Annotated in this window: 28 protein-coding genes; 13 read left to right on the forward strand and 15 right to left on the reverse strand. The window is 69.5% G+C overall.

What is annotated here, in order from left to right; all coding sequences use genetic code 11:
• Positions 1-59 precede the first annotated feature (59 nt).
• The gene (locus tag ACGFIQ_RS12080; RefSeq protein WP_393242879.1) at positions 60-704 is read right to left on the reverse strand and encodes a response regulator; all 645 of its coding nucleotides are present in this window, start codon (positions 702-704) and stop codon (positions 60-62) included.
• Positions 701-1,681 carry a sensor histidine kinase gene (locus tag ACGFIQ_RS12085; protein WP_393242881.1) on the reverse strand — a complete coding sequence of 327 codons (981 nt, stop codon included), beginning with the start codon at positions 1,679-1,681 and terminating at the stop codon, positions 701-703. Before ACGFIQ_RS12085 ends, ACGFIQ_RS12080 begins: the two co-directional genes overlap by 4 nt.
• 159 nt (positions 1,682-1,840) lie before the next feature.
• Here ACGFIQ_RS12085 and ACGFIQ_RS12090 point away from each other — a divergent pair, with 159 nt between their 5' ends.
• Positions 1,841-3,016, forward strand: coding sequence for an NYN domain-containing protein (locus ACGFIQ_RS12090; protein ID WP_393242883.1), 1,176 nt, complete (start codon positions 1,841-1,843; stop codon positions 3,014-3,016).
• A gap of 45 nt (positions 3,017-3,061) precedes the next feature.
• Here the strand turns inward: ACGFIQ_RS12090 and ACGFIQ_RS12095 are convergent, their stop codons facing one another.
• From ACGFIQ_RS12095 to ACGFIQ_RS12120, 6 genes are all read right to left on the reverse strand, one after another.
• Positions 3,062-3,433 carry a DUF805 domain-containing protein gene (locus ACGFIQ_RS12095; RefSeq protein ID WP_393242885.1) on the reverse strand — a complete coding sequence of 124 codons (372 nt, stop codon included), beginning with the start codon at positions 3,431-3,433 and terminating at the stop codon, positions 3,062-3,064.
• Positions 3,434-3,669: 236 nt separating this feature from the next.
• Positions 3,670-5,412, reverse strand: a complete 1,743-nt coding sequence (locus ACGFIQ_RS12100; RefSeq protein WP_393242887.1) for an ABC transporter substrate-binding protein — start codon at positions 5,410-5,412, stop codon at positions 3,670-3,672.
• A 141-nt stretch (positions 5,413-5,553) separates the two neighbouring features.
• The gene (locus tag ACGFIQ_RS12105) at positions 5,554-6,540 is read right to left on the reverse strand and encodes an ABC transporter permease (RefSeq protein ID WP_357526204.1); all 987 of its coding nucleotides are present in this window, start codon (positions 6,538-6,540) and stop codon (positions 5,554-5,556) included.
• Positions 6,541-6,550: 10 nt separating this feature from the next.
• A complete protein-coding gene (locus ACGFIQ_RS12110; RefSeq protein ID WP_393242889.1) occupies positions 6,551-7,558 on the reverse strand; it encodes an ABC transporter permease in 1,008 nt (335 codons plus the stop codon).
• The gene (locus ACGFIQ_RS12115; protein ID WP_393242891.1) at positions 7,555-8,583 is read right to left on the reverse strand and encodes an ABC transporter ATP-binding protein; all 1,029 of its coding nucleotides are present in this window, start codon (positions 8,581-8,583) and stop codon (positions 7,555-7,557) included. The genes ACGFIQ_RS12110 and ACGFIQ_RS12115 overlap by 4 nt, the downstream gene beginning before the upstream one ends.
• Positions 8,580-9,650, reverse strand: a complete 1,071-nt coding sequence (locus ACGFIQ_RS12120; RefSeq protein ID WP_393242893.1) for an ABC transporter ATP-binding protein — start codon at positions 9,648-9,650, stop codon at positions 8,580-8,582. The genes ACGFIQ_RS12115 and ACGFIQ_RS12120 overlap by 4 nt, the downstream gene beginning before the upstream one ends.
• A gap of 499 nt (positions 9,651-10,149) precedes the next feature.
• Between ACGFIQ_RS12120 and ACGFIQ_RS12125 the strand changes: the two genes are divergently transcribed.
• From ACGFIQ_RS12125 to ACGFIQ_RS12150, 6 genes are all read left to right on the forward strand, one after another.
• The gene (locus tag ACGFIQ_RS12125; protein WP_393242895.1) at positions 10,150-10,701 is read left to right on the forward strand and encodes a Uma2 family endonuclease; all 552 of its coding nucleotides are present in this window, start codon (positions 10,150-10,152) and stop codon (positions 10,699-10,701) included.
• 32 nt (positions 10,702-10,733) lie between these two features.
• Entirely contained in the window at positions 10,734-12,170 is a 1,437-nt protein-coding gene (locus tag ACGFIQ_RS12130) for a TldD/PmbA family protein (RefSeq protein WP_393242897.1), read from the forward strand.
• Positions 12,171-12,228: 58 nt separating this feature from the next.
• Positions 12,229-13,635: a TldD/PmbA family protein gene (locus ACGFIQ_RS12135; RefSeq protein ID WP_393242899.1), complete on the forward strand. Its 1,407-nt coding sequence runs from the start codon at positions 12,229-12,231 to the stop codon at positions 13,633-13,635.
• 229 nt (positions 13,636-13,864) lie between these two features.
• Complete coding sequence (locus ACGFIQ_RS12140; protein WP_393242901.1) at positions 13,865-14,671, forward strand: hypothetical protein; 807 nt, start codon at positions 13,865-13,867, stop codon at positions 14,669-14,671.
• Positions 14,672-14,683: 12 nt separating this feature from the next.
• Entirely contained in the window at positions 14,684-16,612 is a 1,929-nt protein-coding gene (locus ACGFIQ_RS12145) for a fumarate reductase/succinate dehydrogenase flavoprotein subunit (RefSeq protein ID WP_393242903.1), read from the forward strand.
• A complete protein-coding gene (locus ACGFIQ_RS12150; protein WP_393242905.1) occupies positions 16,609-17,670 on the forward strand; it encodes a succinate dehydrogenase/fumarate reductase iron-sulfur subunit in 1,062 nt (353 codons plus the stop codon). Before ACGFIQ_RS12145 ends, ACGFIQ_RS12150 begins: the two co-directional genes overlap by 4 nt.
• Positions 17,671-17,931: 261 nt before the next feature.
• On the opposite strand, the gene ACGFIQ_RS12155 is transcribed toward ACGFIQ_RS12150, so the two are convergent.
• The gene (locus ACGFIQ_RS12155) at positions 17,932-18,372 is read right to left on the reverse strand and encodes a (deoxy)nucleoside triphosphate pyrophosphohydrolase (RefSeq protein ID WP_393242907.1); all 441 of its coding nucleotides are present in this window, start codon (positions 18,370-18,372) and stop codon (positions 17,932-17,934) included.
• Positions 18,373-18,555: 183 nt separating this feature from the next.
• Here ACGFIQ_RS12155 and ACGFIQ_RS12160 point away from each other — a divergent pair, with 183 nt between their 5' ends.
• The 3 genes from ACGFIQ_RS12160 to ACGFIQ_RS12170 all read left to right on the forward strand — a co-directional run bounded on the left by ACGFIQ_RS12160 (position 18,556) and on the right by ACGFIQ_RS12170 (position 20,244).
• Positions 18,556-18,864, forward strand: a complete 309-nt coding sequence (locus ACGFIQ_RS12160) for a pterin dehydratase (RefSeq protein WP_393242909.1) — start codon at positions 18,556-18,558, stop codon at positions 18,862-18,864.
• A 51-nt stretch (positions 18,865-18,915) separates the two neighbouring features.
• Positions 18,916-19,278: a PH domain-containing protein gene (locus tag ACGFIQ_RS12165; RefSeq protein WP_203147864.1), complete on the forward strand. Its 363-nt coding sequence runs from the start codon at positions 18,916-18,918 to the stop codon at positions 19,276-19,278.
• 234 nt (positions 19,279-19,512) lie between these two features.
• The gene (locus ACGFIQ_RS12170) at positions 19,513-20,244 is read left to right on the forward strand and encodes a class I SAM-dependent methyltransferase (protein ID WP_393242911.1); all 732 of its coding nucleotides are present in this window, start codon (positions 19,513-19,515) and stop codon (positions 20,242-20,244) included.
• A 168-nt stretch (positions 20,245-20,412) separates the two neighbouring features.
• Here the strand turns inward: ACGFIQ_RS12170 and ACGFIQ_RS12175 are convergent, their stop codons facing one another.
• The 3 genes from ACGFIQ_RS12175 to ACGFIQ_RS12185 are packed head-to-tail and all read right to left on the reverse strand — an operon-like array spanning position 20,413 to position 21,664.
• Positions 20,413-20,856, reverse strand: a complete 444-nt coding sequence (locus ACGFIQ_RS12175; protein ID WP_393242913.1) for an SRPBCC domain-containing protein — start codon at positions 20,854-20,856, stop codon at positions 20,413-20,415.
• Positions 20,857-20,858: 2 nt separating this feature from the next.
• Complete coding sequence (locus ACGFIQ_RS12180; RefSeq protein ID WP_393242915.1) at positions 20,859-21,209, reverse strand: ArsR/SmtB family transcription factor; 351 nt, start codon at positions 21,207-21,209, stop codon at positions 20,859-20,861.
• Positions 21,206-21,664 carry an SRPBCC domain-containing protein gene (locus ACGFIQ_RS12185; protein ID WP_393242917.1) on the reverse strand — a complete coding sequence of 153 codons (459 nt, stop codon included), beginning with the start codon at positions 21,662-21,664 and terminating at the stop codon, positions 21,206-21,208. Before ACGFIQ_RS12185 ends, ACGFIQ_RS12180 begins: the two co-directional genes overlap by 4 nt.
• Positions 21,665-21,780: 116 nt before the next feature.
• Between ACGFIQ_RS12185 and ACGFIQ_RS12190 the strand changes: the two genes are divergently transcribed.
• Positions 21,781-22,155: a VOC family protein gene (locus ACGFIQ_RS12190; protein WP_393242919.1), complete on the forward strand. Its 375-nt coding sequence runs from the start codon at positions 21,781-21,783 to the stop codon at positions 22,153-22,155.
• 25 nt (positions 22,156-22,180) lie between these two features.
• On the opposite strand, the gene ACGFIQ_RS12195 is transcribed toward ACGFIQ_RS12190, so the two are convergent.
• The 3 genes from ACGFIQ_RS12195 to ACGFIQ_RS12205 all read right to left on the reverse strand — a co-directional run bounded on the left by ACGFIQ_RS12195 (position 22,181) and on the right by ACGFIQ_RS12205 (position 24,848).
• Complete coding sequence (locus ACGFIQ_RS12195) at positions 22,181-23,371, reverse strand: helix-turn-helix domain-containing protein (protein ID WP_393242921.1); 1,191 nt, start codon at positions 23,369-23,371, stop codon at positions 22,181-22,183.
• Positions 23,361-23,528, reverse strand: a complete 168-nt coding sequence (locus ACGFIQ_RS12200; protein WP_393242923.1) for a hypothetical protein — start codon at positions 23,526-23,528, stop codon at positions 23,361-23,363. Before ACGFIQ_RS12200 ends, ACGFIQ_RS12195 begins: the two co-directional genes overlap by 11 nt.
• Positions 23,529-23,699: 171 nt before the next feature.
• Positions 23,700-24,848: a helix-turn-helix domain-containing protein gene (locus tag ACGFIQ_RS12205; RefSeq protein ID WP_393243204.1), complete on the reverse strand. Its 1,149-nt coding sequence runs from the start codon at positions 24,846-24,848 to the stop codon at positions 23,700-23,702.
• A gap of 162 nt (positions 24,849-25,010) precedes the next feature.
• Between ACGFIQ_RS12205 and ACGFIQ_RS12210 the strand changes: the two genes are divergently transcribed.
• Both ACGFIQ_RS12210 and ACGFIQ_RS12215 read left to right on the forward strand, forming a co-directional pair.
• A complete protein-coding gene (locus ACGFIQ_RS12210; RefSeq protein ID WP_393242925.1) occupies positions 25,011-25,664 on the forward strand; it encodes a phosphotransferase in 654 nt (217 codons plus the stop codon).
• A 190-nt stretch (positions 25,665-25,854) separates the two neighbouring features.
• On the forward strand, positions 25,855-26,454 hold the full coding sequence (locus tag ACGFIQ_RS12215) for a nucleoside monophosphate kinase (RefSeq protein ID WP_393242927.1): 600 nt from the start codon (positions 25,855-25,857) through the stop codon (positions 26,452-26,454).
• Positions 26,455-26,511: the final 57 nt, after the last annotated feature.

Raw genomic sequence — 26,511 nt, forward strand, 5'->3', positions numbered from 1 at the left:
GGCAACTCCCCAAGGTCAGGAACCGTGCCGAGCCTAGCCCGGGAACTCCTACTCTCGACCTATCCGGCCCTCGGATCGGCCAGACCAGCTCGCCATGCCCAGGCCGCGATGCCCACCCGGTTGTGCAGCCCCAGTTTCGCCTGGATGTTCGCGATGTGGGTCTTGGCGGTGCCGGCGGAGATGAACAGTTCGGCCCCGATCTGCGCGTTGGTCAGACCCTGAGCGACGAGCCGTACGATGTCGATCTCGCGGTGTGTCAGGGGGTTGGGCACCGGGGGTTGGTCGGCCCTGGTGGCCGCTCGCAGCAGCCGGATGGTGACCTGGGGGCTGATCAGGGCGTCACCAGCCATTGCCGCACGGACGCCCTCGACCAGAAGCGTTGGCCCCGATCGTTTGAGCAGGAAACCGCAGGCGCCGTTGCGCAGTGCGGCGTCCACGTACTCGTCGAGGTCGAAGGTGGTGACCACGACCACCCGCATGTCCGCGGCGGTGAGTAGCCGGGTCAGTTCCAGTCCGTCGATGCCGGGCATCCGGATGTCGGTGAGCACGACGTCCGGCCGCAGCCTGCTCGCCAGGGCCAGGGCCGTGGTCCCGTCGGCGGCCTCGCCGATGACCGTGATGTCGGGCTGGGAGTCCAGAACGAGGCGGAAGCCGCTGCGTACGTCCGGCTGGTCGTCGGCGAGCAGGACGCGGGTGCTGTTCATGCCGGGACCGACGGGATGACGGCGACGACTTCCCAGCCGCGCTCGCATGGGCCGGCCGACAGCGTGCCGCCACCTGCGGCGACCTGCTCCCGTAGGCCGGCGAGGCCCCTCCCGCCGTGCCGGTCGCGCCGCTGCCGGGGTGGCGGCAGCGGCGTGTCGTTGTGGACCCGCACCGTGATGCCGGCGGCATCGCCGGTGACCGACACGTCGACCCGGGTCGACGTTGACGCGTGCCGCCGGACGTTGGTCAGGGCCTCGACCACGATCCGGTACGCCACGGCGGCGCTGTCGCGGGACACTTCGCCCGGTGCGAGATCCTGGACGAGGTGCGCGTCGAGCCGGCCCGCGGCGCGGAACCGGTCCACCAGGCCCGGTAGGTCGTCAAGCGTGGGCAGCGGCCGCACGGTGCCGGCATCGGGTCCGTGCAGCATGCCGACCACCCGGTCCATGGTGGTCAGCGCCGCCAGACCCGCGGCCTCGATACGCTCCAGCGCCGGGCCGGCCGCCTCCGGCTGGCTGGCGGCGACGAAGCGGGCCGCCTGGGCCTGCGCCACGATCCCGCTGATGTCGTGGGCGACGAAATCGTGCAGGTCACGCGCCATCTGCAGGCGCTGAGCACGCTGGGCCTGCTCGACGGCCAGTGCCCGCCGGTGCAGCATCAGCCGTGGGTAGCCACCGCCGACGACCGCGACAAGTGCCGGCGTCGTCCAGATCGCTGCCGCGCCGATCCGTTCCGCGGTGGCCATGCCGTCGGTGAACGACCAGAGGACCAGGGCCATCACCACCCCGGCGAGCCCGGCAGCAGGAGCGATGTGCCGGTGTGGTCCCCACCGCACCGCGATGGCCAACAGCACCGCGAGAACGGCCATCACCAGGAAGAACGGGTACGGCGAACCGCTGAGGTCGCCCACGAACGTCACGCCCAACGTGCAGGCGCTGGCCGCCATGCTGATCCGGCCGAGGTGCCGTCGCATCATCACCTGATCCTAGGTCGGCATCGCCGTATGCCGATCGGCGTAGGACGGCACCGCGGTCGTGCTCGACCTCGCCTCGTCGGCAGATGGTGGCGTACACCCGGCGTGGCCAAGGCTGGTGAGGCAGCGGCGATCGGACGCCGCGCTCTCACGGGGAGTGACATGTCTGAAGGGGTAAGGGGCGGGATCAGGTGGTGGCAGCGCTGGCCGACGTGGTCGGGGTACGCGGCGGCCGGCTGGTCACTGGCGTACGCCATGCTCGGCGTGTACTGGACGGCCGGCGGTGACGGGTTCCCGTTCGCGCCGATCGACGACGACCACAGGACGGGCTCGATTCTGGAGGGCGTCCCGGTGGAGGTCACCGCGCCACTCATGGCGGCGCTCGGCCTGCTCGGCGCTGTTGTCGGGCTGGCGATGGCACGAGGCGCTGGTTCTCGCGGTCAGTCGGCGGCGATGATCGCGTTCGGCTGGATCGCGGCGGCCAGCCTCACCATGATCATCCCCGACTACACGATGATCGCCGTGCTGGCGTTCGCCCCGCTGCTGCTGGTGTTCGCCTTCACCGGCGTGCCCGGCCCGCAGGGCGGCATCGGTGACATCCTGTACTGGCACCGGAACAACCTGATCATCCTGTTCGTCGGTGGCGTGCTGTGGGCCGTGGCCACGCTGGCCTACCAGCGCCGCAGCCGTGCGGCTTGTCAGCACTGCGGCCGTCGGCACGGGTCGACGGGCGACGGACCGTCCCAGCAGACGCTGCTGCGGTGGGGGCGTTGGGCTGTCGTGATCGCCTGCCTGGCACCACTGCCCTACGAGATCACCAGAGTGGCCTGGTTCTTCGGCCACCCTCTGGGCATCAGCCGGGACTTTCTCACGATGATGCAGGACACCGACGGCATGCTCTGGATCGGGCTGGGTTGCGCCATCGCCTCGATGCTGGGTGGCGTACTCACGCACGGCCTGGTCAGCCGGTGGGGCGAGGTCTACCCCCGGTGGATCTGGTTCAAGGCCGGAAGACCGGTGCCGCCGGCACTCGCGATCGTTCCGGCGTCCCTCGTTGCCGTCGTCCTCATCCCGGCCGGGCTGATGATGCTCTGGGACCTCGACATCCACGAGGGGTGGGGCCTGCGTCTTCCCAGCGTGCCCTGGGTGCTCTGGGGAGTCGCGCTCGGCGCGGCCACCGTCACCTACCACCTACGCCGGCGCGGCACCTGCCGACACTGCGGACCGGACCGTGGAGTTGCCGGAGCTGACTCCGACCATCCGACAAGGGAAGGGCCCCCTCCCGTCATGAATGTCAGGAAGGGACCCTTGCCTGCCGGCGATCGAGCTACGCCCTGACGTACGCGTTCGGGTGTTCTACGGGACGCCGGGCGCGGACAGCGGTCAGTGCTTGGGGCTGGGGCCGAAGCGGTTCGCTCCGGGGGTGCCCTCCAGAACAAAGAACACGATCAGGACGATGGCGCCCACGAACGGCACCAAGGCGATCAGCAGCCACCACCCCGTCCGGTCTGTGTCGTGCAGGCGGCGCACCGCGACCGCCAGCGACGGCAGCAGCAGCACCAGGGTGGCGATAAGGCCGATGACACCGGTCGACGAGCCCTCGAAGGTCAATCCCAGCGAGCTGTCCAGGATGGCGGCGACAATGCTGACAAGAACAGTGAACAGGGTGAACCACCAGTACTCAGACCGGCGAGCCCGGCCCGAGAAGCCGACGTACTGGCTAAGAACCGACTTGATTGCGGCACCGAAGGACATGGATATCTCCGTTATTTGAGGGGTTCTCAAGGTCATCGCGAAGGCAGCCAAGCAGACCGATGTCGCGAGGTCAACGGCAAATTAGCCTCGATTTTCGTTCGCTCGCATCTGCCGCTGTCCGCGACTTGTCCGGGCCGGCAGGGCGCCTGTCGTGTCGATGTGCGTCTTGGCGGAAGCAGAAGGGTCCCCTCCCGACGACGCTGTCGGGAGGGGACCCTTCTGGCCTGCGGTGTGACTTACGGCTTGACGTACGCGTTCACGAACGACGGGTAGCCGAAGACGCTGGAGATGAAGATCCCGCCGGCCTTGGACCCGTGCACGTTGTAGGCCACGTCGACGAAGAGCGGCACCACCGGCGCGTGCTCCTTCATGATCCGCTCGTCGAGCTTGGCCCACTCCGGGCCCTGGTCGGCGGCGGGCATGGCCTGGATGCGGTCCATCTCGGTGTTGATCGCCGGGTCGTTGAAGTACGACTGGTTGCTGTTGCCCTCGGCCTTGATGGTGCGGCCGTCGTAGAGCACCGGCAGGATCGACGCCCCGCTCGGCCAGTCCGCCGCCCAGTTACCGATGTACAGGTCCCAGGGGTTGTCCTTCTTCTTGATCTCGTCGAGCTTCGCGTCGTCCGAGATGTTCCGCAGCGTGATCTTGAAGCCGGCGCGCTCCAGGTTGGCCTTGAGCTGGGCGCCCTGCTGCTGCTCGGTCGAGTTGTCGGCGACACCGAGGACCAGCTCCGGCGTCTTTCCGCCGAGCAGCTCCTTGACCTTGTCGAGGTTGCCGTTGGCGCCCGCCGGGTACGCCTCGTACGCCTTGAAGCCGATGGTGGCCGGCGGCATGAGGGTGGTCAGCGGCGCGGCGACGGTCTGTCCACCCATCGCCTTGATGAAGCCCTCGCGGTCGATGGCGTAGTTGAGCGCCTGGCGGACCTTCAGGTCGGTGACCCGCTGGTTGTTGATGACGAGCTGGTTGGCGCTCGGGGTCGGTGAGAGAATCGTCCGCGACTTGAGCACGGTGTCACCGGCCACCTTGGCGACAAGCGAGGCGGGCACGGAGTTGAAGGCGAGCGCGCTCTGGTCGGCGCCGTTGTCGGCGATCACCCGGTTGTTGGCGGCGTCCGCGGTCGGGCCGAAGCTCCAGACGAACTGGTCCGGGTACTGGTGCCGGACCGGGTCGGTCTTCGGGTCCCAGTTGGGGTTGCGGTCCAGGGTGATCTGCACGCCGACCTGGTTCTTGGCGACCTTGTACGGGCCGGACGAGAACGGCTGCTTGTCCAGGTCGACGCCGGTGTCCTTGTCGGCCGGCAGCGGCGCGGTGGTCGGCAGCGAGACGGCGAACGGCAGGTCACAGCGGGGCTTGGCGAACTCGAAGCGCAGCGTCTTGGCGTCCGGCGTGCTCAGGCCGGGCGGCAGCGACGTCTTGTTCTTCTTGAAGTCCCACTTGGTGTCGAACTGCGGGGTGTCGGCCAGCCACTCCTGGATGTAGGTGGGGCCACCGGAGAGGTCCGGGTCGAAGGAGCGGGCGATGCCGTACGCGATCTCCTTGGAGGTGATCGGCCGGCCGTCCTCGAACTTCACCCCGTCCTTGATCGTGAATTCCCAGACCTTGCAGTCGTTGTTGACGTTCTTGCCCGGCGTCTCGGCCAGGTCGCCCACCAGGACCAGGCCGCCCTTGCCGTCGTCCTTCCAGGTGGTCAGGTAGCGCGCGAAGAGCGGGTTGGTCATCAGACCGGCGAACGAGTACGTCCGCTGCGGGTCGAGGTGGGAGATCGGCGACTCCCGGATGATGGTGAAGGTGCCGCCCTTCGCCGCGCCGCTCACCTCGGCCGCCGGCCCCTGCGAGTCCTTGGGGTCGGTCGCGATGACCCCGGTCTGCTGCCGGTCGGCGTCCACGGTGGTGCCCTCGCCCGTGTTCTTCGAGCACGCACCCAATGCCACCACCAGAGCGATCGCGCCGCCCGCGGCGGCCACCACGCGTGGTCTCATGAATACCCCCTTCACCCATGTGCCGTGCGTTTCGTCGGGGCGAGAACCGCCGACGTCCCGAGGATCGTAAGGAAGAAAACCTACGAGTTGTGTAACAGTTGTCGATAAATTTCGCCACCGACCACGCGCTTCACAGCTGGCTCAGCGCAACCGCACCCGTGGATCGATGGCCGCGTAGAGCAGGTCGACGAGCACGTTCGCCAGCACCACGAAGACGGCCGCGATCAGCACGGTGGCCATGATGGTGGGCAGGTCCCCCGCGCGCACCGCGTCCACCGCCGTACGCCCCAGCCCCTGGATGCCGAACGTCGTCTCGGTGATCACCGTCCCGCCCAGCGCCCCGCCCACGTCCAGGCCGGCGATGGTCACCACCGGGGTGATCGCCGCGCGCAGCGCGTGTCGCCCGTACACCGTGGGTTTGGCCAGGCCCTTGGCCCGCGCGGTCCGGACGAAGTCCTCGGACAGGGTCTCCAACATCTGCGCCCGGGACAGCCGGGCGTAGATCGCCGAGAAGAGGAAGGCCAGCGCCACCCAGGCGAGCACCAGCCCACTTGCCCACTTCGCCGGGTTGTCGAAGATGGAGGTGTAGCTGGGCACCGGCAGCAGCCGCAGGTTGTAGACGAAGACCAGCAGCAGCACCGCGCCCACGAAGTAGAGCTGCAGCGACGCGCCGGTCAGCGAGAAGCCGATGGCCGCCCGGTCGAGCCAGGTGCCACGCCGCAACGCGGAGACCATGCCGAGGCCCACCCCGAGCAGCAGCCAGAGGATGGCCGCCGGGATCACGATGCTCAGCGTCACCGGCAGCACCCGGGCGATGGTGTCCGAGACGGCCTCGTTGCTGACGTACGACCAGCCCAGGCACGGGGCGTCACACCGGCCACCCTGGGCGCTGCCCAGGTCCCGGCCGGTGACGATGCCCTTCATGTAACCGGCGTACTGGCTGACCAGCGGGTCGTTGAGGCCCAGGTCGTCGCGGACCCGCTCCAGACGCTCCGGGTTGCAGTTCTTCGAGCAGATGCTGCTGACCGGGTCGCGCGGCAGGGCGAAGAACATCAGGAAGGTCAGCACGCTCACCGCGAAGAGGGTCAGCGTGGCCGAGAAGAGCCGCTTGATCAGGAACCGGAACATGAGCCCACCCCTACCGGGACGACTTCGGGTCGAGCGCGTCCCGCAACGCGTCGCCGAAGAGGTTGAAGGCGAACACCAGCGCGAAGATCATGATGCCCGGGAAGAACACGTAGGCCGGGTCGGTCTGGAGGAAGTCCAGACTGTCGTAGATCATCCGACCGAAACTCGGGGTCTCGTCGCTGAGGCCGACACCGATGAACGACAGCGCCGCCTCGCTGGTGATGAACTGCGGGACCGCCAGCGAGAACGAGACCAGGATCGGCGCCCAGATGTTCGGCAGCAGTTGCCGGAAGATGATGTGCCCCAGCCCGGCCCCGCTGGCCTTGGCCGCCTCCACGAACTCCCGCTCGCGCAGCGCGATCACCTGCCCGCGGACCAGCCGTGCCGTGCTGGTCCAGCCGAAGATGGCGAACACGGCGATCAGCACGCCCACCCCGAAGGCGGACGACACCTGCCCCCGCTCGCCGTAGAACCGCAGCGTGATGGTGGGGGTGAGGGCCAGCGCGATGATCAGGAACGGCATGGCCAGCGTCAGGTCGGTGATCCAGTTGAGCACCGCGTCGAGCCAGCCGCCGAGGTAGCCCGCGAGCGCGCCGAGCACGATCCCGATCGTCGCGGTGATCAACGCGGCGGCGAACGCGATGAACAACGACGTCCGCAGCCCGTAGATCAACCGGATGAAGATGTCCCTCCCCAGCCCCGGCTCCAGGCCGAACCAGTGCTCACCGGTGACCCCGCCGGCATAACCCAGGGGCATGCCGAAGCCGTCCAGCAGGTTCTGGAACTGCTCCCGCGGACCCACGCCGTAGACCATCTCGATCAGCGGGGCCGCCAACCCCACAAGCATGAAGAACACCAGGAGTACGCCGCTGACCATGGCCGTCCGGTCCCGGCGCAGCCGCAGCCAGGCGAGCTGACCGGGCGAACGCCCGACGACACCCTTCGCCGCGGGCGTGGTCGCGTCCGGGTCGGACCCGATCTCGACCAGCGCCACACCCTCCACCGGGGACAGGCTCACGACGGCACCTCCTCGACGATCGGTGCGGCGACTTCGGGACTCGTGCTGGCTGCTTCCTCTTCCGGGAAGTGACAGGCGGTGGCCTGGTTGCCGCCGTCGCGCGGGACCAGCGCGGGCTCCTCGGTGGCGCAGATGTCCCGCGCCTTCCAGCACCGGGTGCGGAACCGGCAGCCCGACGGCGGGTCCAGCGGGGTGGGCACGTCACCGGTCAGCCGGATCCGGCCCGCCGGGCCGAGCTGGGTGACGTCCGGGATCGCCGAGAGCAACGCCCGGGTGTACGGGTGCTGCGGACGCTCGTAGATGTCCGCCCGGTCGCCGATCTCCACGATCCGGCCCAGATACATCACCGCGACCCGTTGGCAGAAGTGCCGGACCACGGCCAGGTCGTGCGCGATGAACACGAACGCCAGGCCAAGCTCCCGTTGCAGGTCACGCAGCAGGTTGACGACCTGCGCCTGGATCGAGACGTCCAGCGCGGACACCGGCTCGTCGGCGACGATCAGCTTGGGGCGCAGCGCCAGCGCGCGGGCGATGCCGATGCGTTGACGTTGACCGCCGGAGAACTCGTGCGGGTACCGGTTGTAGTGCTCCGGGTTCAACCCGACCAGTTCCAGCAGCTCCTGCACCCGCGCCCGGGTGCCGCCGGGCGGCTTGATCCCGTTGACCTGCAACGGCATCGCCACGATCCGGCCCACGGTGTGCCGAGGGTTCAACGAGGCGTACGGGTCCTGGAAGATGATCTGGAAGTCCTGCCGCAGCGGGCGCAACTCCCGCCGGCCGGCGTGGGTGATGTCCCGCCCGGCGAACTCGATGCTGCCGCTCGTCGGCTCCAGCAGTCGCACCAGCATCCGGCCGGTGGTGGTCTTGCCGCAGCCCGACTCCCCCACCAGGCCGAGCGTCTCCCCCGGGCGCACGTCGAAGTCGAGCCCGTCCACCGCCCGCACCAGGCCGGTGGCGCGCAACCCCTGGCGTACCGGGAAGTGCTTGGTCAGGCCGCGGACCCGCAGCAGTGGTTCGTCGGTCATCGGGCCACCCCCACGGATGCGACGTCCTCGGCGTAGCGCGCGGCGCGCTCCTCGGCGCTCAGGTGGCAGGCCACCAGGTGGCCGGCCGCCCCCGCCACGCCGGCTGGGCCGGTCCCACCGGCCGGACGCAGCTCGGGGACCTCGGCGCGGGATCGACTGCCGACGCGGTCCGCGTACCGGCAGCGTGGGTGGAACGCGCAGCCGGGCGGCAGGTTGATCAGGCTGGGCGGGTTGCCGGGAATCGGCACCAGGTCCGCGTCCGCGTCGCCGTGCAGCGACGGCACGCTGGAGAGCAACCCCCAGGTGTACGGATGCTGCGGCGCGCGGAGCACCTGCTCGACGCTGCCCCGCTCGACGGCGCGCCCGCCGTACATGACGAGCACGTCGTCGGCGACCTGGCCGACCACGCCCAGATCGTGGGTGATCAGGATGATCGCGGAGTGGAACTCCTCCTGCAGATCGGCGAGCAGGTCCAGGATCTGCGCCTGCACGGTGACGTCCAGCGCGGTGGTCGGCTCGTCGGCGATCAGCAGCGCCGGGTCGTTGACCAGGGACATCGCGATCATGACCCGTTGGCGCATGCCGCCGGAGAACTCGTGCGGATACTGGTCGAAACGGCGTGCCGGCTGCGGGATGCCGACCCGGTCCAGCATGTCCACCGCCCGCTGGCGGGCCTCGCGCCGGTTGGCCTTCGGGTGGTGCACCCGGTACGCCTCGGCGATCTGCCGGCCCACCGTGTAGTACGGGTGCAGCGCCGACAGTGGATCCTGGAAGATCATCGCCATGTCCCGGCCGCGCAGCCGGCGTACCTCCTCGTCGGCGAGGCCGACCACCTGCCGGCCGCCGACGGAGATCTCCCCGGTGACGGTGGTCCGTTTCGGATCGTGCAGGCCGAGGATGGCCAGCGAGGTGACGCTCTTGCCGGAACCCGACTCGCCGACGATGCCGAGCGTGCGGCCCCGCTCGACGGCGAACGACACCCCGTCGACCGCGCGCACCACGCCATCCTCGGTGTCGAACCGGACCCGCAGGTCACGCACCCGCAGGTAGGCATCCGAACTGTCCACGGCCGCCTCCCTCAGTGACGAAGAGAACTTACATGAAAGTCCTGAGGGTGAAAATAAGCTACAAAGTCCGTACCTGTCAGCGGGCCCGAGCGTAACGAGTCCGCATCGGCCCCGCACCCCCCGTCACCTCGCCATCCACCACCGTTCGTCCCGCGCCCTCACGGTGGGCACCCCGCGCCCCGCGCCAAGATCTGAGCAACTTCCCCGAAGTTGCTGCCTCAGGCGCGGCGGAGGCAGCAACATCCCCGATACTGCGCGAATCTTGACGACGATCACCGCCCCCCGAGTGACCGGAAGTGGAGTTGGGGCACCCTCCGCCGCCAAGGTCACGCTCGAACCAGGATCTAGTGGCATCGCCGAAGCGCGATACCACTACATCCAAGATCTAGCGCGATCTTGCAGCTCAACCTTGCCGATCACACCGTCTGACCGGGCATCTCATCTCGTTCTCGGACGTCGGGTGCGACCTCAGCGAATCGCAACGAGTTGTGCTGGGCGGGTGGATACTGCCGAGGTTCTTGACCACTCGCTGCCCTGGACCGAGTCGGACTATCTCGCCCTCGGTGAGACGGCCCAGCGGATCGAACTCCTCGACGGCGGATTGCTCATCGGACCATCGCCGTCGGTCCGACACCAGGTGATCGTCCGTGGTCTGGCGGCAGCGTTGGAACCCGGCTGCGCAGCAGCGAATCGCACTCTGCTCCCGGTGATCAACCTGCGGCTGAACCCTACGCGGATCCTCAACCCCGACCTCGTGGTGACGGCGGAGTTGGACCTTACGGCGGCCTGCGTGCCGGCGGACGCGGTCCTGCTGATCGGTGAGGTCAGCGCACCGCACACCGCCACCATCGACCAGGTGCTCAAGCCGCACCTGTACGCCGCAGCAGGGGTGGGGTGGTATCTGCTCGTCGAGCAGGAGAGCCTGACCGTGAAGCTCCACCAGCTACAGGGTGCCCACTACGTGGAGCGGGCAACGACGAAGCGCGGTGAGGCTCTGGAGCTGACCGAGCCGGTACGGGCCACGATTCGGCCGGAGGATCTCGTCCCCTGACGGGTGTCGGTCGGCTGGCCTAGGGTCGGTCCATGACCGAGTTCGACGCGGCCGCCGCCGCCGTCCAGGCCGCCCTCGATGCGGGCGCCCGGTACGCCGACGCCCGGGTGATGCACCGCCGCTACGAGTCGATGACCGCACGCAACGGCGACGTGGAGGAGCTGACCCAGGACGAGAGCATCGGGCTCGGTGTCCGGGCGTTGGTCGGGGCGAGTTGGGGCTTCTACGCCGTACCCGATCTGTCGGACGCCGCCGCCCGCGACGCCGGCCGGCGCGCCACGCGGACCGCCATGGCGAGCGCGCGCGTGCCGGGCCCACCTGTCGACCTGGTGCCGGCCGAGGCGGTCACCGCGACCTGGGCCTCCGGCTGCGAGATCGACCCGCTCGGGGTGCCCCTGTCGGACAAGGGCGACCTGCTGGTCGGCGCGACCCGCACGATGGCCGAGCACGGCGCGGACCTGGCCGAGGGCCTGTACCAGATCTGGGACACCACGAAGTGGTTCGTGTCCAGTGAGGGTCATCGGATCGACCAGCGGATCCGCGAGTGCGGCGGCGGCATCTCGGCCACCTCGATCGGCGACGGCGAGACGCAGCGCCGGTCCTGGCCGAGCTACCGGGGGCAGTACGGCACCACCGGCTGGGAGTTGGTCGAGTCGCTCGACCTGGCCGCGCACGCCGCACAGATCGCCGAGGAGTCCCGGGCGCTGCTCACCGCGCCACCCTGCCCGGCCGGCGAGACCGATCTGATCCTCGGCGGCGAGCAGTTGGCCCTGCAGATCCACGAGTCGGTCGGGCACGCCATCGAGCTGGACCGGATCCTCGGCTGGGAGGCGGCGTTCGCCGGCACGTCCTGGCTGGACCTGGCCCAGCTCGGCTCGCTGCGCTACGGCTCCGAGCTGATGAACATCACCATCGATCCGACGATCCCGGGCGCGCTTGGCAGTTTCGGGTTCGACGACGAGGGCTCCCCGGCGGTCAAACGGGACGCGGTCCGCGACGGTCGCTGGGTGGGTGTGCTCGCCGGCCGGGACTCGGCCGCGATGGCCAGCCTCGACTACGGCGGCAGCGTACGGGCCGACGGGTGGGCCCGTCTGCCGATGGTGCGGATGACGAACGTCGGCCTGGAACCCGGCCCACACACCCTGGAGGAGATCGTCGCGGCGACCGACGACGGCGTCCTGATGGACCTCAACCGGTCCTGGTCGATCGACGACAAGCGGCTCAACTTCCAGTTCGGGTGCGAGGTCGGCTGGGAGATCAAGAAGGGTCGGCGGGGGCGGATGCTGCGCAATCCCACGTACACCGGGATCGGCCCGCTCTTCTGGCGTTCGATGGACATGCTCTCCGGCGAGACGGTCTCCTGGGGCACGCCCAACTGCGGCAAGGGTCAGCCCGGCCAGATCGGCCACACCGGCCATCCGGCCGCGCCGGCCCGGTTCAAGAACGTCCGGGTGGGGGTGTCGGCGTGAGCGCGAGGAGTGAGCCGATCCTGCGAGCCCCGCAGTCGCGAACGAAAGGTGGCCCTGCGTGAGCGCGAGGAGTGAGCCGGAGCTGGCTGGGCAGGTCGTGGAGTTCGTGCGGCGGCTCGGCGGGCCGGCCGCGCAGGCCGAGGCGGTGGTGACGCGGGCGGATCTGGCGCTGACCCGGTTCGCCAACTCGGCCATCCACCAGAACGTGGCCGAGTCGACCGTCGGGGTCCGGTTGCGGGTGCACGTCGACGGTCGGACCGCCGCCGGCAGCGGCAGCGTGGTCACCGCCGACGGATTGAGCGCTCTGGTGGAGCGCACCCTGGCGGCGGCGCGGCTCTGCCCGCCCGACCCGGGCTGGCCGGGGCTGGCCCCGCCGACGCCCATGCCGGACGCGCCGGAGGTCGACGAGGCCACCGCCCACGCGGAGCCGGATCAGCGGGCCGACCGGGTCGGCGCTTTCGTGGCGGCGGCCGGGGGCCTCAGCTCGGCCGGTTACTGCCGTACCGCGCTCCGCTCGTCGGCGTTCGCCAACTCGGCCGGGCACACGGCGTACGGCCGCTCGGCGGAGGCGGCGATGGACGGCATCGCGCGTCGCGACGGCGCGGACGGGGTGGCCCGACGCCACGCCCACCGACTCTCCGACCTCGACGGCGCCGAGTTGGGCGCGCAGGCGGCGGCGAAGGCCCGGGCGGCGGCCGACCCGGTGGAGCTGCCACCGGGGCACTACGAGGTGGTGTTCGAGCCGGCCGCCGTGGCGGACCTGCTGCAGAATCTCTCCTGGTACGGCTTCAACGGCAAGCGGTACGCCGAGCGTCAGTCGTTCGCCGAGCCGGGGGTGGCCCAGTTCGACCGGGCGGTGACCCTGGTGGACGACCCGCTGGGCGTGTCGGGGTTGCCGTTCGACGCGGAGGGCACCGGTCGACGGGCGCTGACCCTGGTCGAGTCGGGCACCACCCGGGCGGTGGCGCACGATCGGCGAACCGCCGCCGCGGCGGGTGCGGAGTCGACCGGGCACGCGGTCGCGGGTGGCGCCACCTGGGGCCCGATGGCCCGTAACCTGCGCCTCTCCGGCGCGGTGGCCGGCCCGGCCAGCGCGAACGGCCGGAGCACCACCGGCGCGGCGGCCGGAGCGGTGGTCGACGCGGACACCGCCGCGCTGGTCACCGGTGTACGTCGAGGGTTGCTGGTCACCGATCTGTGGTACACGAGGGTGCTCGACCCGAAGAGCCTCGTCGTCACCGGGTTGACCCGCAACGGCGTCTGGCTCGTCGAGGACGGCACGGTCGTGCGTGCGGTACGCGACCTGCGGTTCACCGAGTCGTACCCGCGGGCGCTCGGCCCCGGTGCCGTGCTCGGGCTGGGCGCGCGGGCGGTGCGCCAACCGGATCGGGTGGACGGTGCGTGGTGGGCCGCGCCCTCGCTGCGACTGGCGTCCTGGCACTTCACCGGAGGCGCTTCCGGGTGACGTTCCCGACCGGCGCGGCACGGCTTTTCCGCAGGCCAGACACACGGGACACTCCCTTGCGCGGACGGCTCGGGGAGATCGGCGTAACGTGTGTCACTTAGCTGCGTCGGTCGATCCGGCGTGGTCGTTGGTGTGCGCATGACGTGGCAGCGGGTGCGGGTTGCCGGTCCGCGTGCCGACCGGAGAGAGATCAGCCCGCCCGTACGGGCCCGTCGAGGAGACGACTCGAATGACTTCAACGGCAACGAGGCCGCGGAAAGCGCGGGCGCGCGCCGCCATCGCGGCGAAGACGTTGCGTACCGACCGCTGGTGGTTCGCTCCGCTGATCACCGTGATCGGGCTCAGCGCCTGGGTGGCGTACGCGACGGTCCGGGTTTTCCAGCATGACAACTACTGGGTCGACGCGTACCACTACCTGACCCCGTTCTACTCCCCGTGCGTGACCGACAGGTGCGTCGAGGCAGCCTCGCACTTCGGCCGGTTCCTGCCCGGCTGGTGGGTCATTCCGGATGCCGCGCTGACCCTGCCGTTCCTGCTGTTGTTCCGGCTCACCTGCTACTACTACCGCAAGGCCTACTACCGGTCGTTCTGGCTGTCGCCGCCGGCCTGCGCCGTCCCGGACGGCCACAAGGAGTACGCCGGGGAGACCCGCTTCCCGCTGCTCGGCCAGAACCTGCACCGCTACTTCTTCTACGCCGCCGCGATCATCTCGCTGATCAACACCTGGGACGCGATCCTCGCCTTCCACTCGCCGGAGGGCTTCGGCTTCGGGCTGGGCAACATCATCCTCCTGGTCAACGTGGTGGCGCTCTGGGCGTACACGATCTCCTGCCACTCGTGCCGGCACATCATCGGCGGCCGGCTCAAGCACTTCTCCAAGCACCCGGTGCGGTACAAGGCCTGGACGTTCGTCTCGGCGTTGAACGTCCGGCACATGCAGCTCGCCTGGATCACCCTCGGCACCCTTGCGCTGGCCGACTTCTACATCATGGCGCTCGCGGCCGAGTGGTTCTCCGACCTGCGGTTCATCAACTAAAGGGCCCCTGACATGACCACTACCACTCGCATCGAGCGACACCACTACGACGTCGTCGTCATCGGGGCCGGCGGCGCCGGTCTGCGCGCGGCGATCGAGGCCCGGCTCGCCGGCAAGAAGACCGCGATCATCTCCAAGTCGCTCTTCGGCAAGGCGCACACGGTGATGGCCGAGGGCGGCGCGGCAGCCGCCATGGGCAACGTGAACAGCCGCGACAACTGGCAGGTGCACTTCCGCGACACCATGCGCGGCGGCAAGTTCCTCAACAACTTCCGGATGGCCGAGCTGCACGCGAAGGAGTCGCCGCAGCGGATCTGGGAGCTGGAGACGTACGGTGCGCTCTTCGACCGCACCAAGGACGGCAAGATCTCGCAGCGCAACTTCGGTGGCCACGAGTACCCGCGCCTGGCGCACGTGGGCGACCGGACCGGCCTGGAGCTGATCCGCACCCTCCAGCAGAAGATCGTGTCGCTCCAGCAGGAGGACCAGCGGGAGTTCGGCTCGTACGACGCCCGGATCAAGGTGTTCTCCGAGACCACCATCACCGAGCTGCTGCTCGACGGTGACCGGGTGGCCGGCGCGTTCGGCTACTACCGCGAGTCCGGTGAGTTCATCCTCTTCGAGGCGCCTGCCGTCGTGCTGGCCACCGGCGGTGTCGGACGCTCATACAAGGTCACCTCGAACTCCTGGGAGTACACCGGGGACGGGCACGCGTTGGCGCTGCGCGCCGGGGCGACGCTGATCAACATGGAGTTCCTCCAGTTCCATCCGACCGGCATGGTCTGGCCGCCCTCGGTGAAGGGCATCCTGGTCACCGAGTCGGTGCGTGGTGACGGTGGCGTGCTGAAGAACTCCGACGGCAAGCGGTTCATGTTCGACTACGTCCCCGACGTCTTCCGCAAGCAGTACGCGGAGACCGAGGAGGAGGCGGACCGCTGGTACACCGACCCGGACAACAACCGGCGTCCACCGGAGCTGCTGCCCCGTGACGAGGTGGCCCGCGCGATCAACAGTGAGGTCAAGGCCGGTCGGGGCTCCCCCGCCGGCGGCGTCTTCCTGGACATCGCGAGCCGGCGTTCGGCCGACGAGATCCGCCGGCGGCTGCCGTCGATGTACCACCAGTTCAAGGAGCTGGCCGACGTCGACATCACCGCCGAGCCGATGGAGGTCGGGCCGACCTGCCACTACGTGATGGGCGGCGTGGAGGTCGACCCGGACTCGGGTGCCGCCTTCGGCCACGTACGCGGGCTGTTCGCAGCCGGTGAGGTCTCCGGTGGCATGCACGGCTCCAACCGGCTGGGCGGCAACTCGCTGTCCGACCTGCTGGTCTTCGGCAAGCGGGCGGGCGGGCACGCGGCCAGCTACGCCGACGGGCTGGCCGCTCGGCCGAAGGTGGCCGTGGACGCGGTCGAGGCAGCCGTGGAGACCGCACTCGCCCCGCTGCAGCGGGACACCGGCGAGAGCCCGTACACCCTCCAGCAGGACCTCCAGGCGGTCATGGGGGACCTGGTCGGCATCATCCGGCGCGAGGGCGAGCTGTCCGACGCGCTGGTACGGCTCGCCGAGCTGCGCGAGCGGGTCGCCAAGGTGAGCGCGTTCGGCGGCCGGCGCTACAACCCCGGCTGGCACCTGGCCCTGGACCTGCGCAACATGCTCGTCGTCTCGGAGTGCACCGCGAAGGCGGCGCTGGAGCGGCAGGAGTCGCGCGGCGGGCACACCCGGGAGGACTACCCGGCGATGGAGCCGAAGTGGCGGCAGGTCAACCTGGTCTGCTCGCTGGACGGCGACGCCGTACGCCTGACCCGCAAGCCGCTGCCGAAGATGCGGCCGGAGCTGATCGGCCTCTTCGACCGGGCCGAGCTGGCCAAGTACCTCACCGACGAGGAGCTCGCCGACTTCGACGCCCTCGTTGCCGACGCTGGAGAGGCGGACAACCGATGAGCGCGAAGCGTCAGTTCCGGATCTGGCGGGGTGACGAGACCGGCGGGGACCTGCAGGACTACATGGTCGAGGTGAACGAGGGCGAGGTCGTCCTCGACGTCATCCACCGCCTCCAGGCCACCGACGCCCCCGACCTGGCCTGCCGGTGGAACTGCAAGGCCGGCAAGTGCGGCTCCTGCTCCATGGAGATCAACGGCAAGCCGCGGCTGGGCTGTATGACCCGGATGTCGACCTTCGGCGACGAGGAGACCGTCACGGTCACCCCGCTGCGTACCTTCCCGGTCATCCGGGACCTGGTCACCGACGTCTCGTTCAACTACGAGAAGGCACGGGAGACCCCGGCGTTCGCCCCGCCGGCGGACGTGGCCCCGGGTGACTACCGGATGCAGCAGGTCGACGTCGAGCGCTCGCAGGAGTTCCGCAAGTGCATCGAGTGCTTCCTGTGCCAGACGGTCTGCCACGTGATCCGCGACCACGAGGAGAACAAGCAGGCGTTCTCCGGCCCGCGGTACTTCATCCGGGCGGCCGAGCTGGACATGCACCCGCTGGACAGCCGGACCGACCGCAAGGAGTACGCGCAGGCCGAACAGGGCCTCGGTTTCTGCAACATCACCAAGTGCTGCACCGAGGTCTGCCCCGAGCACATCAAGATCACTGACAACGGGATCATCCCCATGAAGGAACGGGTCGTCGACCGCAGGTACGATCCCCTTGTGTGGCTTGGTAGCAAGATCTTCCGTCGGGGCGAGACGCCCCAGACCAGCGTGACCACCGCCCGTCCGGGCTCGGCGACGGCCGGCTCCGCCCGGGGTGGGGTGCACTCGCACGCGGGTGGTTCCCACGACCCGCGGGCCGAGACGCAGGCGCAGAGCGGCGTGAACTGGGACCGGGAGGTGCCTCACCCGACCGCTCCGGCGGTCGACGACCGGGGCAAGCTGCCGCTGACCGAGCTCACGTTCGACCGGGCGGCCGCGCCGTCACCGTTCGGTGACGACGTGACCTTCCCGCTGCCCCCGGAGCACCTCAACTTCGCACACCCAGACCAGGACAAGCACTAGAACCCGCAACGAAGGACGGGGGCCGCGGCAACAGCCGCGGCCCCCGTCCGTTCCCCCACCCAGCCCGGCCCCGCCCCGCCCGCCCCGCCCCGCCCGGCCCCGACCCGACCCGACCCGACCCGTTGATCATGGGGTTATTGTCGCGACACGCCGGGCCGAGCAGGCAATAACTCCATGATCAACGGGAGCTGGGGGCCGGGGCGGAGGGCCGGGGCGGAGGGCCGGGGCGGAGGGCCGGGAGCTGGGCGGGCCGGAGGGGTTTTAGGGGGTTTTGAGGAGTCGGTGGAGGGCGGCCACGATGGGGGTGTCGGCGGGGAGCCAGGTGACCGAGTCCAGTTCGTCGGCCGCGAGCCAGCGCAGCGCCTCGTGTTCCAGCGCCTGCGGCTGGTCGTCGTCGAGCAGTCGGGCGGCGTACACCTTGAGCACCGAACGGCCGTGCGCCATCCGGACGTTGCGGCCGACCCGGTCGCCGACCTCGACGCGTACGGCCAACTCCTCGGCGCACTCCCGGATCAGCGCGTCGGTTTCGGTCTCCCCCGGCTCGACCTTCCCGCCGGGAAACTCCCACATCCCCGCCACCTCCGGCGGGGCGGCACGCGCACACGCGAGCACCCGCCCGTCGCGGATGATCGCCGCACCGACGATCACCTTCAGGTCCCGTCGTTCGGTCTGCCCGCCGTCATTCGCCCGTTCGGTCCGCACGGGCGTCCAGGGTGCCAGATCAATCGGCGGTTTGGGTACCGTAGCCGTCCGCTAGGCCAACAGAACACGGAAGTGTGGGCGTGGACACCCCTTCCGAGCGGCGACAGACTAGAGGACACCGACAAGACACGGGATGGCGACGATTTGGCCACGAGCCGACAACGGCGCTTGGGGGGTGCGGTGATGCGCGTGCTGTTCAACAGCAGGGCCAAGCACGATTATCTCTCCGACGCGTTGACCTTGCTATCTGGTTGGACGCGCGAAGGCGAGCAGATCCGACGGACGCTCGCGATCGACGATAGCCAACACGCCGCCCTGACCGAACGGGTCAAGGTCGTCGCTGACGCACTGCACCTGCGTCCCGAGATCAGCCGCCTGCCCGACAGCACCCAGATCCGGGTCGGGCATGGCAACGGCGAGCCGCTGTCCGAGGGTGAGGTCCTGTTGGCCGCCCGCATCGAGGACGCGTACCGGGCGGTCACCGAGTCCTGACGCCCGTCGCTCTCGCCGGCGGGCTGGCACCGGTTTTCTAGCCTTGGACCCATGGCGAACATCGCGTACGACCGCAAGGAGCAGGTCCAGCAGATCGAGAGCGGCCTCCTCGACGGTGAGCAGATCATCGCCGTCTACGACGCGGTCGGCACCGGCACCGGGTTCATCGGGCTGACGGACCGTCGCGTGATCATCCAGGACCGCTCGTTCGTCGGGAAGCGGTTCGCGATCACCAGCATCCCGTACTCGAAGATCACCAGCGTGAGTGTGGTCAGCAACAAGTCCTGGGGTGGCTCGTTCTTCTCCACCGGGGCGATCGCGATCCACGTGGGGACGCACACCTACGAGGTGGAGTTCCGTGGCGCGCAGAAGAGCCACCACGTGCACAACGTGATCCTGCACCACATCTCCTGACCACCCGAGCACAGCGGCCCGGCAAGGCATATATGCCTTGCCGGGCCGCGGCCGTCTCTGGTCTGCTCGGTCCACAGTCGCGCGAAGGGAGCAGCCACCATGCCGAACACAACGAAGCCCCTCCGACCGAACGTCATCCGACTTGAGGAATCGAGGCTTCGTGAGCAGATCTGCTCCGACTCCCCCGGCGCGGGAGCGCGCCACTGACCCCCTGACCAACCCCGGAGGCCGCTGATGTCGGTCTTCGACGATCCCGGCCTCTTCGGCCGGCTGTGGGCCGCCGGGTACGACAGCCCCGGCAACCCCGACCCCGTGCCAGCCGTCGATTTCCTGGCCGACCTGGCCGACGGTGGGCCGGTTCTCGAACTGGCGATCGGCACCGGTCGGGTCGCGCTGCCGCTGGCCGAGCGCGGTCTCGACGTGCACGGTGTCGAGGCGTCCGAGGAGATGGTGGCGCAGATGCGGGCCAAGCCCGGCGGCGACCGGATCCCGGTGGTCGTCGCCGACATGGCGGACGTACCGGTGACGGGTGAGTTCCGGCTCGCGTACCTGGTCTTCAACACGCTGTTCAACCTGGTGGACGCCGGGCGGCAGGCGGACTGTTTCCGCAACGTCGCCCGGGTGTTGTCGCCGGGCGGGGCGTTCGTCATCGAGACGTTCGTGCCCGACCCGCGCACCTTCGACGCCGACGAGCAGGTCCAGGTCTGGGGCGTCACCGAGGACTCCGCGACGATCCGACTGCATCGGTACGACCGACCGGCGCAGTCCTTCATCCGGCAGACCATCACCTTCGACGCTGACGGTGTGCACCTGAAGCCGTTCGCCATGCGGTATGCCTGGCCGCACCAGATCGACGAGATGGCGCAGCAGGCAGGGCTCCGGCTCACCGAGCGGTACGCCGACTGGCACCGGCGGCCGTTCACCGCCGACAGCACGTCCCACATCTCCGTCTACCGAGCGGAGTAACGGCGGTTGGTCGACTCCGGTTCCGGGAATCCGGGGTGTCGAGGTCTCCTTGACCCCCCGACTTCAAGGAACCGGAGTCGATCTGCGCCGGCCCTCGGCCTGTCGCCGGAGGGTTCGCGATCTCGCGGCGGAGCGCGCGAACCCCCGGCGGCCCGACCGGCGCCGAGGTCAGTGCCCGTCGCTGATCTGTACGTCGTCGGGTGCCGGCCGACCGTGCCCCGTCTCCATCAGCGCCTTGAGGCTCAGCAAGAATGTCGCCCACTTGGTGCTGCACTGGTGCATGAGTTCGGTCGGCTCGCGCCAGCCCCCATGCCTGAACTGGACAACGGTGAACTCGCCACGCTGTTCGAGACGCCAGTTGATCTCGGTGCCGACCCATTCCGCGGGGCCGTCGATGACCCGCCACCGCACCCGGCCGGCCGGGTCCAGCTCAAGGATGTCCAGGTCGAACCCGGGGTCGTCGCCGAACCGGACCGCCAACCGGCCGCCGACCTCGCTCTTGCCGGTCGTGTCGACCGACCACCAGCCGGCAACGCCCTCGGGGGTTGCCACCGCTCGGTAGACGTCGTCGAGTGCGGCGACGACGCCGACCTGGTGCAGGATGTCGACCACTGTCAGTCTCCTTCGTTGGTGTGGCGGGTGCGCTCGATCGCCTCGGCGATGCGCTTGATCCGGCGGAGCCGGGCGTCCCAGCTGGAGCCCACCGCCGACAACTGCGCGACGGCGCGGGCGAGTTGCGCCTCGTCGACCTGGTAGTGGCGCTCACGACCGGCCGGCTCGGCGTGGATCAGTCCGACCCGGTCCAGGACGGCCAGGTGCTTCGCGACGGCCTGCCGGGTGACGGGTAGCCGCCTGCTCAGCGACGTCGCGGTGCCCGGCCCGTCGGAGAGCAGAAGATCGATCATCGTACGTCGGGTGGGGTCGCCGATCGCCGACCACAGCTCGTCGTCGACCACGGTGCTCACGGCGTGGCGACCAGCCGCGCGACGTACGCGCCCAGCCTGGGCAGGTAGTGGTCCCAACCGTTCTCGTGGTCCTGGTACTGCGCCTCCAGGACGGCGACCTCCCAGCCCATCTCGCGGAACCCGGTCTCGGTCATCCGGATCTGCGTCCCCGTGCCGGTGGGGATCAGGTCGAAGGTGACGAGCAGCGCCGACCCACTCCGGTCCGCCTCGGTGAAGCACCACCGGAAGGAGAATCGCTTCGGCGGGTCGACCTCGACGACGGCGAGCGCGACGGTCGTCGTCTCGCCGGTGTCGGCGTTGCGCCACACCAGTTCGCCGGGCGCGCCCGCGACCGACTCGAACCGCGCGTCGTCGGGCCACCACTCCCGCATGTGCTCGGGCTGACTGACCACCTCGAAGACCACCTCGGGTGACGCGTCGACGTGGATGTCCCGTTCGATGGTTCCCTGCTCCATGTGCCTCAACCTTTCGCAACCTTTGGTTGCACTTAACCTACGACACCTGCCACTTCACGCGCAACCTTTCGTTGCATGTCGCGGTCGTGTCGTACCCGAGGGGCACGATGACGCGCATGTCTGAGTCATCTCCGCACCAGCACCACGCCATCGACTACGTCGAGCTCACGGTGACCGACCTCGCCGAGGCGAAGCGCTTCTACGCCGACGCGTTCGGCTGGGAGTTCAACGACTACGGCCCCGGGTACGCGGGCATCCGCAGCCCGCACGGCGATGCCGCACCCGAGGTGGGCGGTCTCCGCCTGGACCAGACCGTCCAGGCGGGCGGCCCACTGGTGCTGCTCTACTCAGGCGACCTGGACCGGTCCGTGCAGGCCGTGAAGGAGGCCGGCGGCCAGGTGGTGAAGGGGCCGTACGAGTTTCCCGGTGGCCGCCGGTTCCACTTCACCGACCCCAGCGGCAACGAGCTGGGCGCCTGGGCCGAGCGCTGATCGCGTCCGGGACCCGCACCCCCGCTCAAACGACTCTGAGGTCGCTGGCGAGGTGGGTGATCGTCGTCGGCGCGTCCGGGTCGCGGGCCACCTGTGCGACCACGTCTCGGGCCGCCGGTCGGTGCCGCACCTCTGTGGGCGCGATGCTGTCGGCCCGCACCAGGACCCGTGCCGCGTTGGCGGAGTCGTCGACCAGTAGGTAGGCGCGGGCCGCGTCGAGCAGGTGCGCGGCGCGGTGTTCGGCGGGCAACCACCGCCAGCCTTCCCGCCTGGTGGCCACCTCGTGCAGCGCCACCGCGTCGCGCCCGTTGCCCAGGTCGACAGCCGCGGCGACCCGGGCCAGTTCGACTGCCGTCGGCCCGAAAGCGGTCCGGTGGTGGTCGCACCCATCGCCCACCTGAGCAGCCATCTCGGCCGCCTCGTCCAGCAGCTCGACGGCGGCTCGGTCGTCGCCGGACCGTGCGGCCATCAACGCCGCCTGGATCAACAGCGACCCACACAGCGACAGCTCCTGCGGCGTGCCCTCCGCACGATCATCAGGAGCGATCCGGTACGCGACGGCCAGCAGCACCGACCGCGCCCGCTTCGACGCCCGCAGCACCTGGCCGAGCTGCACCGCTGCCGCGGCCACCAGCACCCCGTCACCGGTCGCGGCGGCCATCGCCCGATCGGCGGCCAACCAACCAAGGCTCGCCTCGCCGAGCTTCACCAGCACGGACGCCGTCACCCGGTACGCCTCCACCAGCGCTGTCCGGCCAGCCCTGAAATCCTGGACATGCGCACGCTGAACATCGACCAACAGCCTCGGCAACAGGTCGACCACCTGCGGATACCGCCCATGCTGAAAGGTGGCCCACGCATGCCCCACCTGCCGCGCAAGACGATCAGCCGGCAGAACCTCACGGCCCGCCGCCGAAGGGCCAAGCGCCATCGCGTACGTCGACAGCGCCGAACGGATCCGCGCGACACCCTCGGCCCGCCCGGTCGCGTCGACCGGTTGGGCATCCCGGCCGAGCAACGCTGCGGCATCGACCCGCAGGACGGCGGCGATGTCCCGGATCGTCGAGACCCGCTCCAGCGACCGCACCCCGCGCTCCACCTTGTCGACCCAGCTCTTCGACTTTCCGAGCCGGTCGGCGAAAGTCTGCTGCGACAGCCTCCGCCGAACACGCAGGTAGGCGACCCGCCGCCCGATCGGCAGTTGGTCACCGCTCACGACTCCACCGCCGATCCGGCACCGCCCGAGTCGTCTCCTCGACCGGTATCCGCTCCGCCTCGGCCTGGGCGAGCAGGCGCTCCTTCGCCGCCTCCCGCTCGGCGGCCTCCGCCTGCTCACCCTGGCTGGACCCTGGATCATGCCGTGTACCGCCCACCTGCACCCCCTCGCTCCGGGGCGCGGCGGGTGTGGTCCCGAAGGAGCACGACCGCCGCGCCGGACTCGGGGCGCGCCGCGGCTGCTGCACGAACAGCCCGCACCCCTGTGATGGGGACACTACGGACAGTACGGGCGATGACTGGAACGCTTACGCACCACTACTTGCCTGCTACTGGATGGTCAGGCTCATTCGTTCGCAGAGGCCCCGCAACTCCGGCGAGGCAACCCTCTTGCGCAGCAGCGCCCGCGCGGTCTCCCGCGCTGCCGCTGACGACCGGGCATGTTGCGGACCGACCCGCTCGGCGGTGAGCAGCATCCGGACCGCATCCCGATCCCGACCCACCGCCTCGGCGGCCCGACCCATGTCGAGCCAGAAATACACCTGCCGCACCGCTGGCAGCCCCGCCAGTTCGACACCCGCAGCCGTCTCCAACGCCGCTTCGGGGCGGCCCGTGTCGAGTTCGAAGGCCATCCGCCACAGCGCCACATTCCGTGGCCCCCAGGCGAGATCCCAGCTCTCCGTCTCACCGGTGCGCGTGGCGATCCGCGCGGCCTCGGTGAGATGCCCCTCGGCGCTTGCGTGGTCGCGCAGGCCGGCGAGGTGAAGCGCCCGCGCCAAGTGCAGGAAGCCGAGTACGTCTAAGGCCCCGTCCCTCGCGCTGCCCGCGAGGTCAGCGGCGGCCACGTCACAGAGCGTTCGCGCCGGCCCGAATGCCCCGGAGTACGCGGAAACCCGGGCGCGGTTGGCAGCCGCAACCCCTGCGGCCACCGGATCATCGAGCAGACCCGCGGCCTGCGCGCAGCGCTCCGCGGCCAGCCACGCGTGAGCAGGGAAGCTGACGTTCAGGAGTGAACCCATCGCCACGCCGTATACCGGCACCATCTCGGTGAGCGCTGCACGCCGATCGGTGAGACTGTGCATTGTCGGCACCAGATCGACCAGCCGGCGCAAGGCACCCGCATAGTCACACCGCCCGTACAAGCCACGCACGAGAGCGGCCTCACGCTGCACCTGCTCGGTCGTCGCAGCGGAGTCGGCACGCCCGGTCATCGGCGTGTCCATCATGATCCGCCACACCCGCTCCGCGTCGATGCGAGCGGCATCGAGCTGCCGATCAGCCGGCGTGTACGCCTGCCCGGTCAGATCGGCCACCGAGCATTCGAGAGCGGCGGCCAGGTCAACCACCATGTACCGGTCGGTGCGCTGCTGCCCGCGCTCGATTCGTGACCAGGACGTGTGCGAGATACCGGCGCGGCTGGCGGCATACCGCACGCTCCAGCCGCGCAGTTCGCGGCGAGCACGAATGCGATCACCGATCGACGGGTCGTCAGGTATCGGGCGGCGAGGCATCAGCGGTACTCCTAGGTGGTGAACTGCTGGCACTTCGGACGGTACACCGAAGAAACATCCTCGTCAGTGACCCGCGACTGCGCTTGAAAGGGTTGGGCGGATGACTGCTTCGGTTACCGTCGGGGCGTGGTGGATCCGGTTCCGCTGGCGTCGGGGCGGGACGCTGACGTCTACGCCATCGACGATCGGCGCGTCCTCCGGCGCTACCGCAAGGGTGGAGACGTGGCCGCCGAAGCGGCAGTCATGGCGTACGTGGGAGGTCTGGGTTTTCCGGTGCCCGTTGTGTACGAGGCGCGCGGCACCGATCTCGTCATGGAACGCCTGGACGGGGGCACCATGCTGTCGGCGCTCATCGCCGGTCAGCTCGATGCCCTGGCAGCGGCCGACTGTCTGGCGGGTCTGCATCGCCGGCTGCACGCGTTGCCGCCCCGGCTCAGCGCGCCCGATGATGCCCGGATCCTGCACCTCGATCTGCACCCGGACAACGTCATGCTGACGTCACGGGGACCGGTCCTCATTGACTGGCGCAACGCCACCGAGGGGCCGCCAGACCTCGATGTCGCGCTCTCAGCCGTCATCCTCGCCCAGGTGGCTGCCGATGGTGAGCATTCTCTGGCCCCGCCGGCCGCAACGCTGTTGGATGCTTTCCTGGACCGCGTCGGCGGCAGCCTGCTGACCGTGCTGGAACGGGCCTTGGCGGTACGGCGGAACGACCTGGCACTCACCACACGTGAGCGGGAGCAACTCGACGCCGCTGCCGTCCTCATCACGGGCCACTGGTAAGTCCCCAACGGAGGCGCGTGGCGCTCGTGCTCGCGGTTACAGCGGGTGTCTCTGCGGCGGCACGTCCTGTGCCCTGTCAAGCCGTGAATCTCGCGCACCCCGTCACCTACCATGACGCGCACCGTAGCTCCCAGTTCGAACCCGGAGCCCCACACTGCCGTTCGCCGGCTACTAGCATCTGGGAGCACGCATGCCGAACGTTGCCCTCATCGCCGGGCCGTTGGTCGACCTGTCCTCTGCTGCGGCGGTTCTGGCAGAAGCGACCGGCCTCCAGGTCATCAGCCCAGGCAACGTCTGCCGTGAGCACGTGCAACTGCGGACGCCGCTGGGCGAACAGATGAACCGGTACATGCAGACCGGGCACCTTATCCCGGATGAGCTGACCACGAAGGCCATCGCTGACGCCCTGGCCGCCGTGGATGGCGGCTGGCTGCTGTGCAACTACCCGCGCAGGATCGTTCAGGCGGAGTTGTTGGCGCAGAGCGGCCATGCGCCCGACACGGTGATCGAACTCGTACTGACGAAGGACGAACTCGACTTCATGGTCCGCCGCCGAATAGAACGTCAGATAGAACTGGACCCGCAGCAAGCCGAGCGAGGCAACGAACTGCTGCTGATGCACTCGCACTACCAGGAGAACTACCAGGAGCAGATCGAGCCGCTACGCGATTACTACCGAACTCGCGGCATGTTGTGGACCGCCAGTGGCTCTGGCGACCACGAGGACATGGCGGCCAAGCTGCTTCCGATCACTGCCGACCTGCGGAAACAGGCCAGATTCAGACGTTGAAGCGGAACTGCGAGCTGCCGTCCGGCTACCTGCGTCAACGTGGTCGCGTAGGTGCTC

The sequence above is a fragment of the Micromonospora sp. NPDC048898 genome, assembly GCF_043198035.1.
Lineage (GTDB): Bacteria > Actinomycetota > Actinomycetes > Mycobacteriales > Micromonosporaceae > Micromonospora.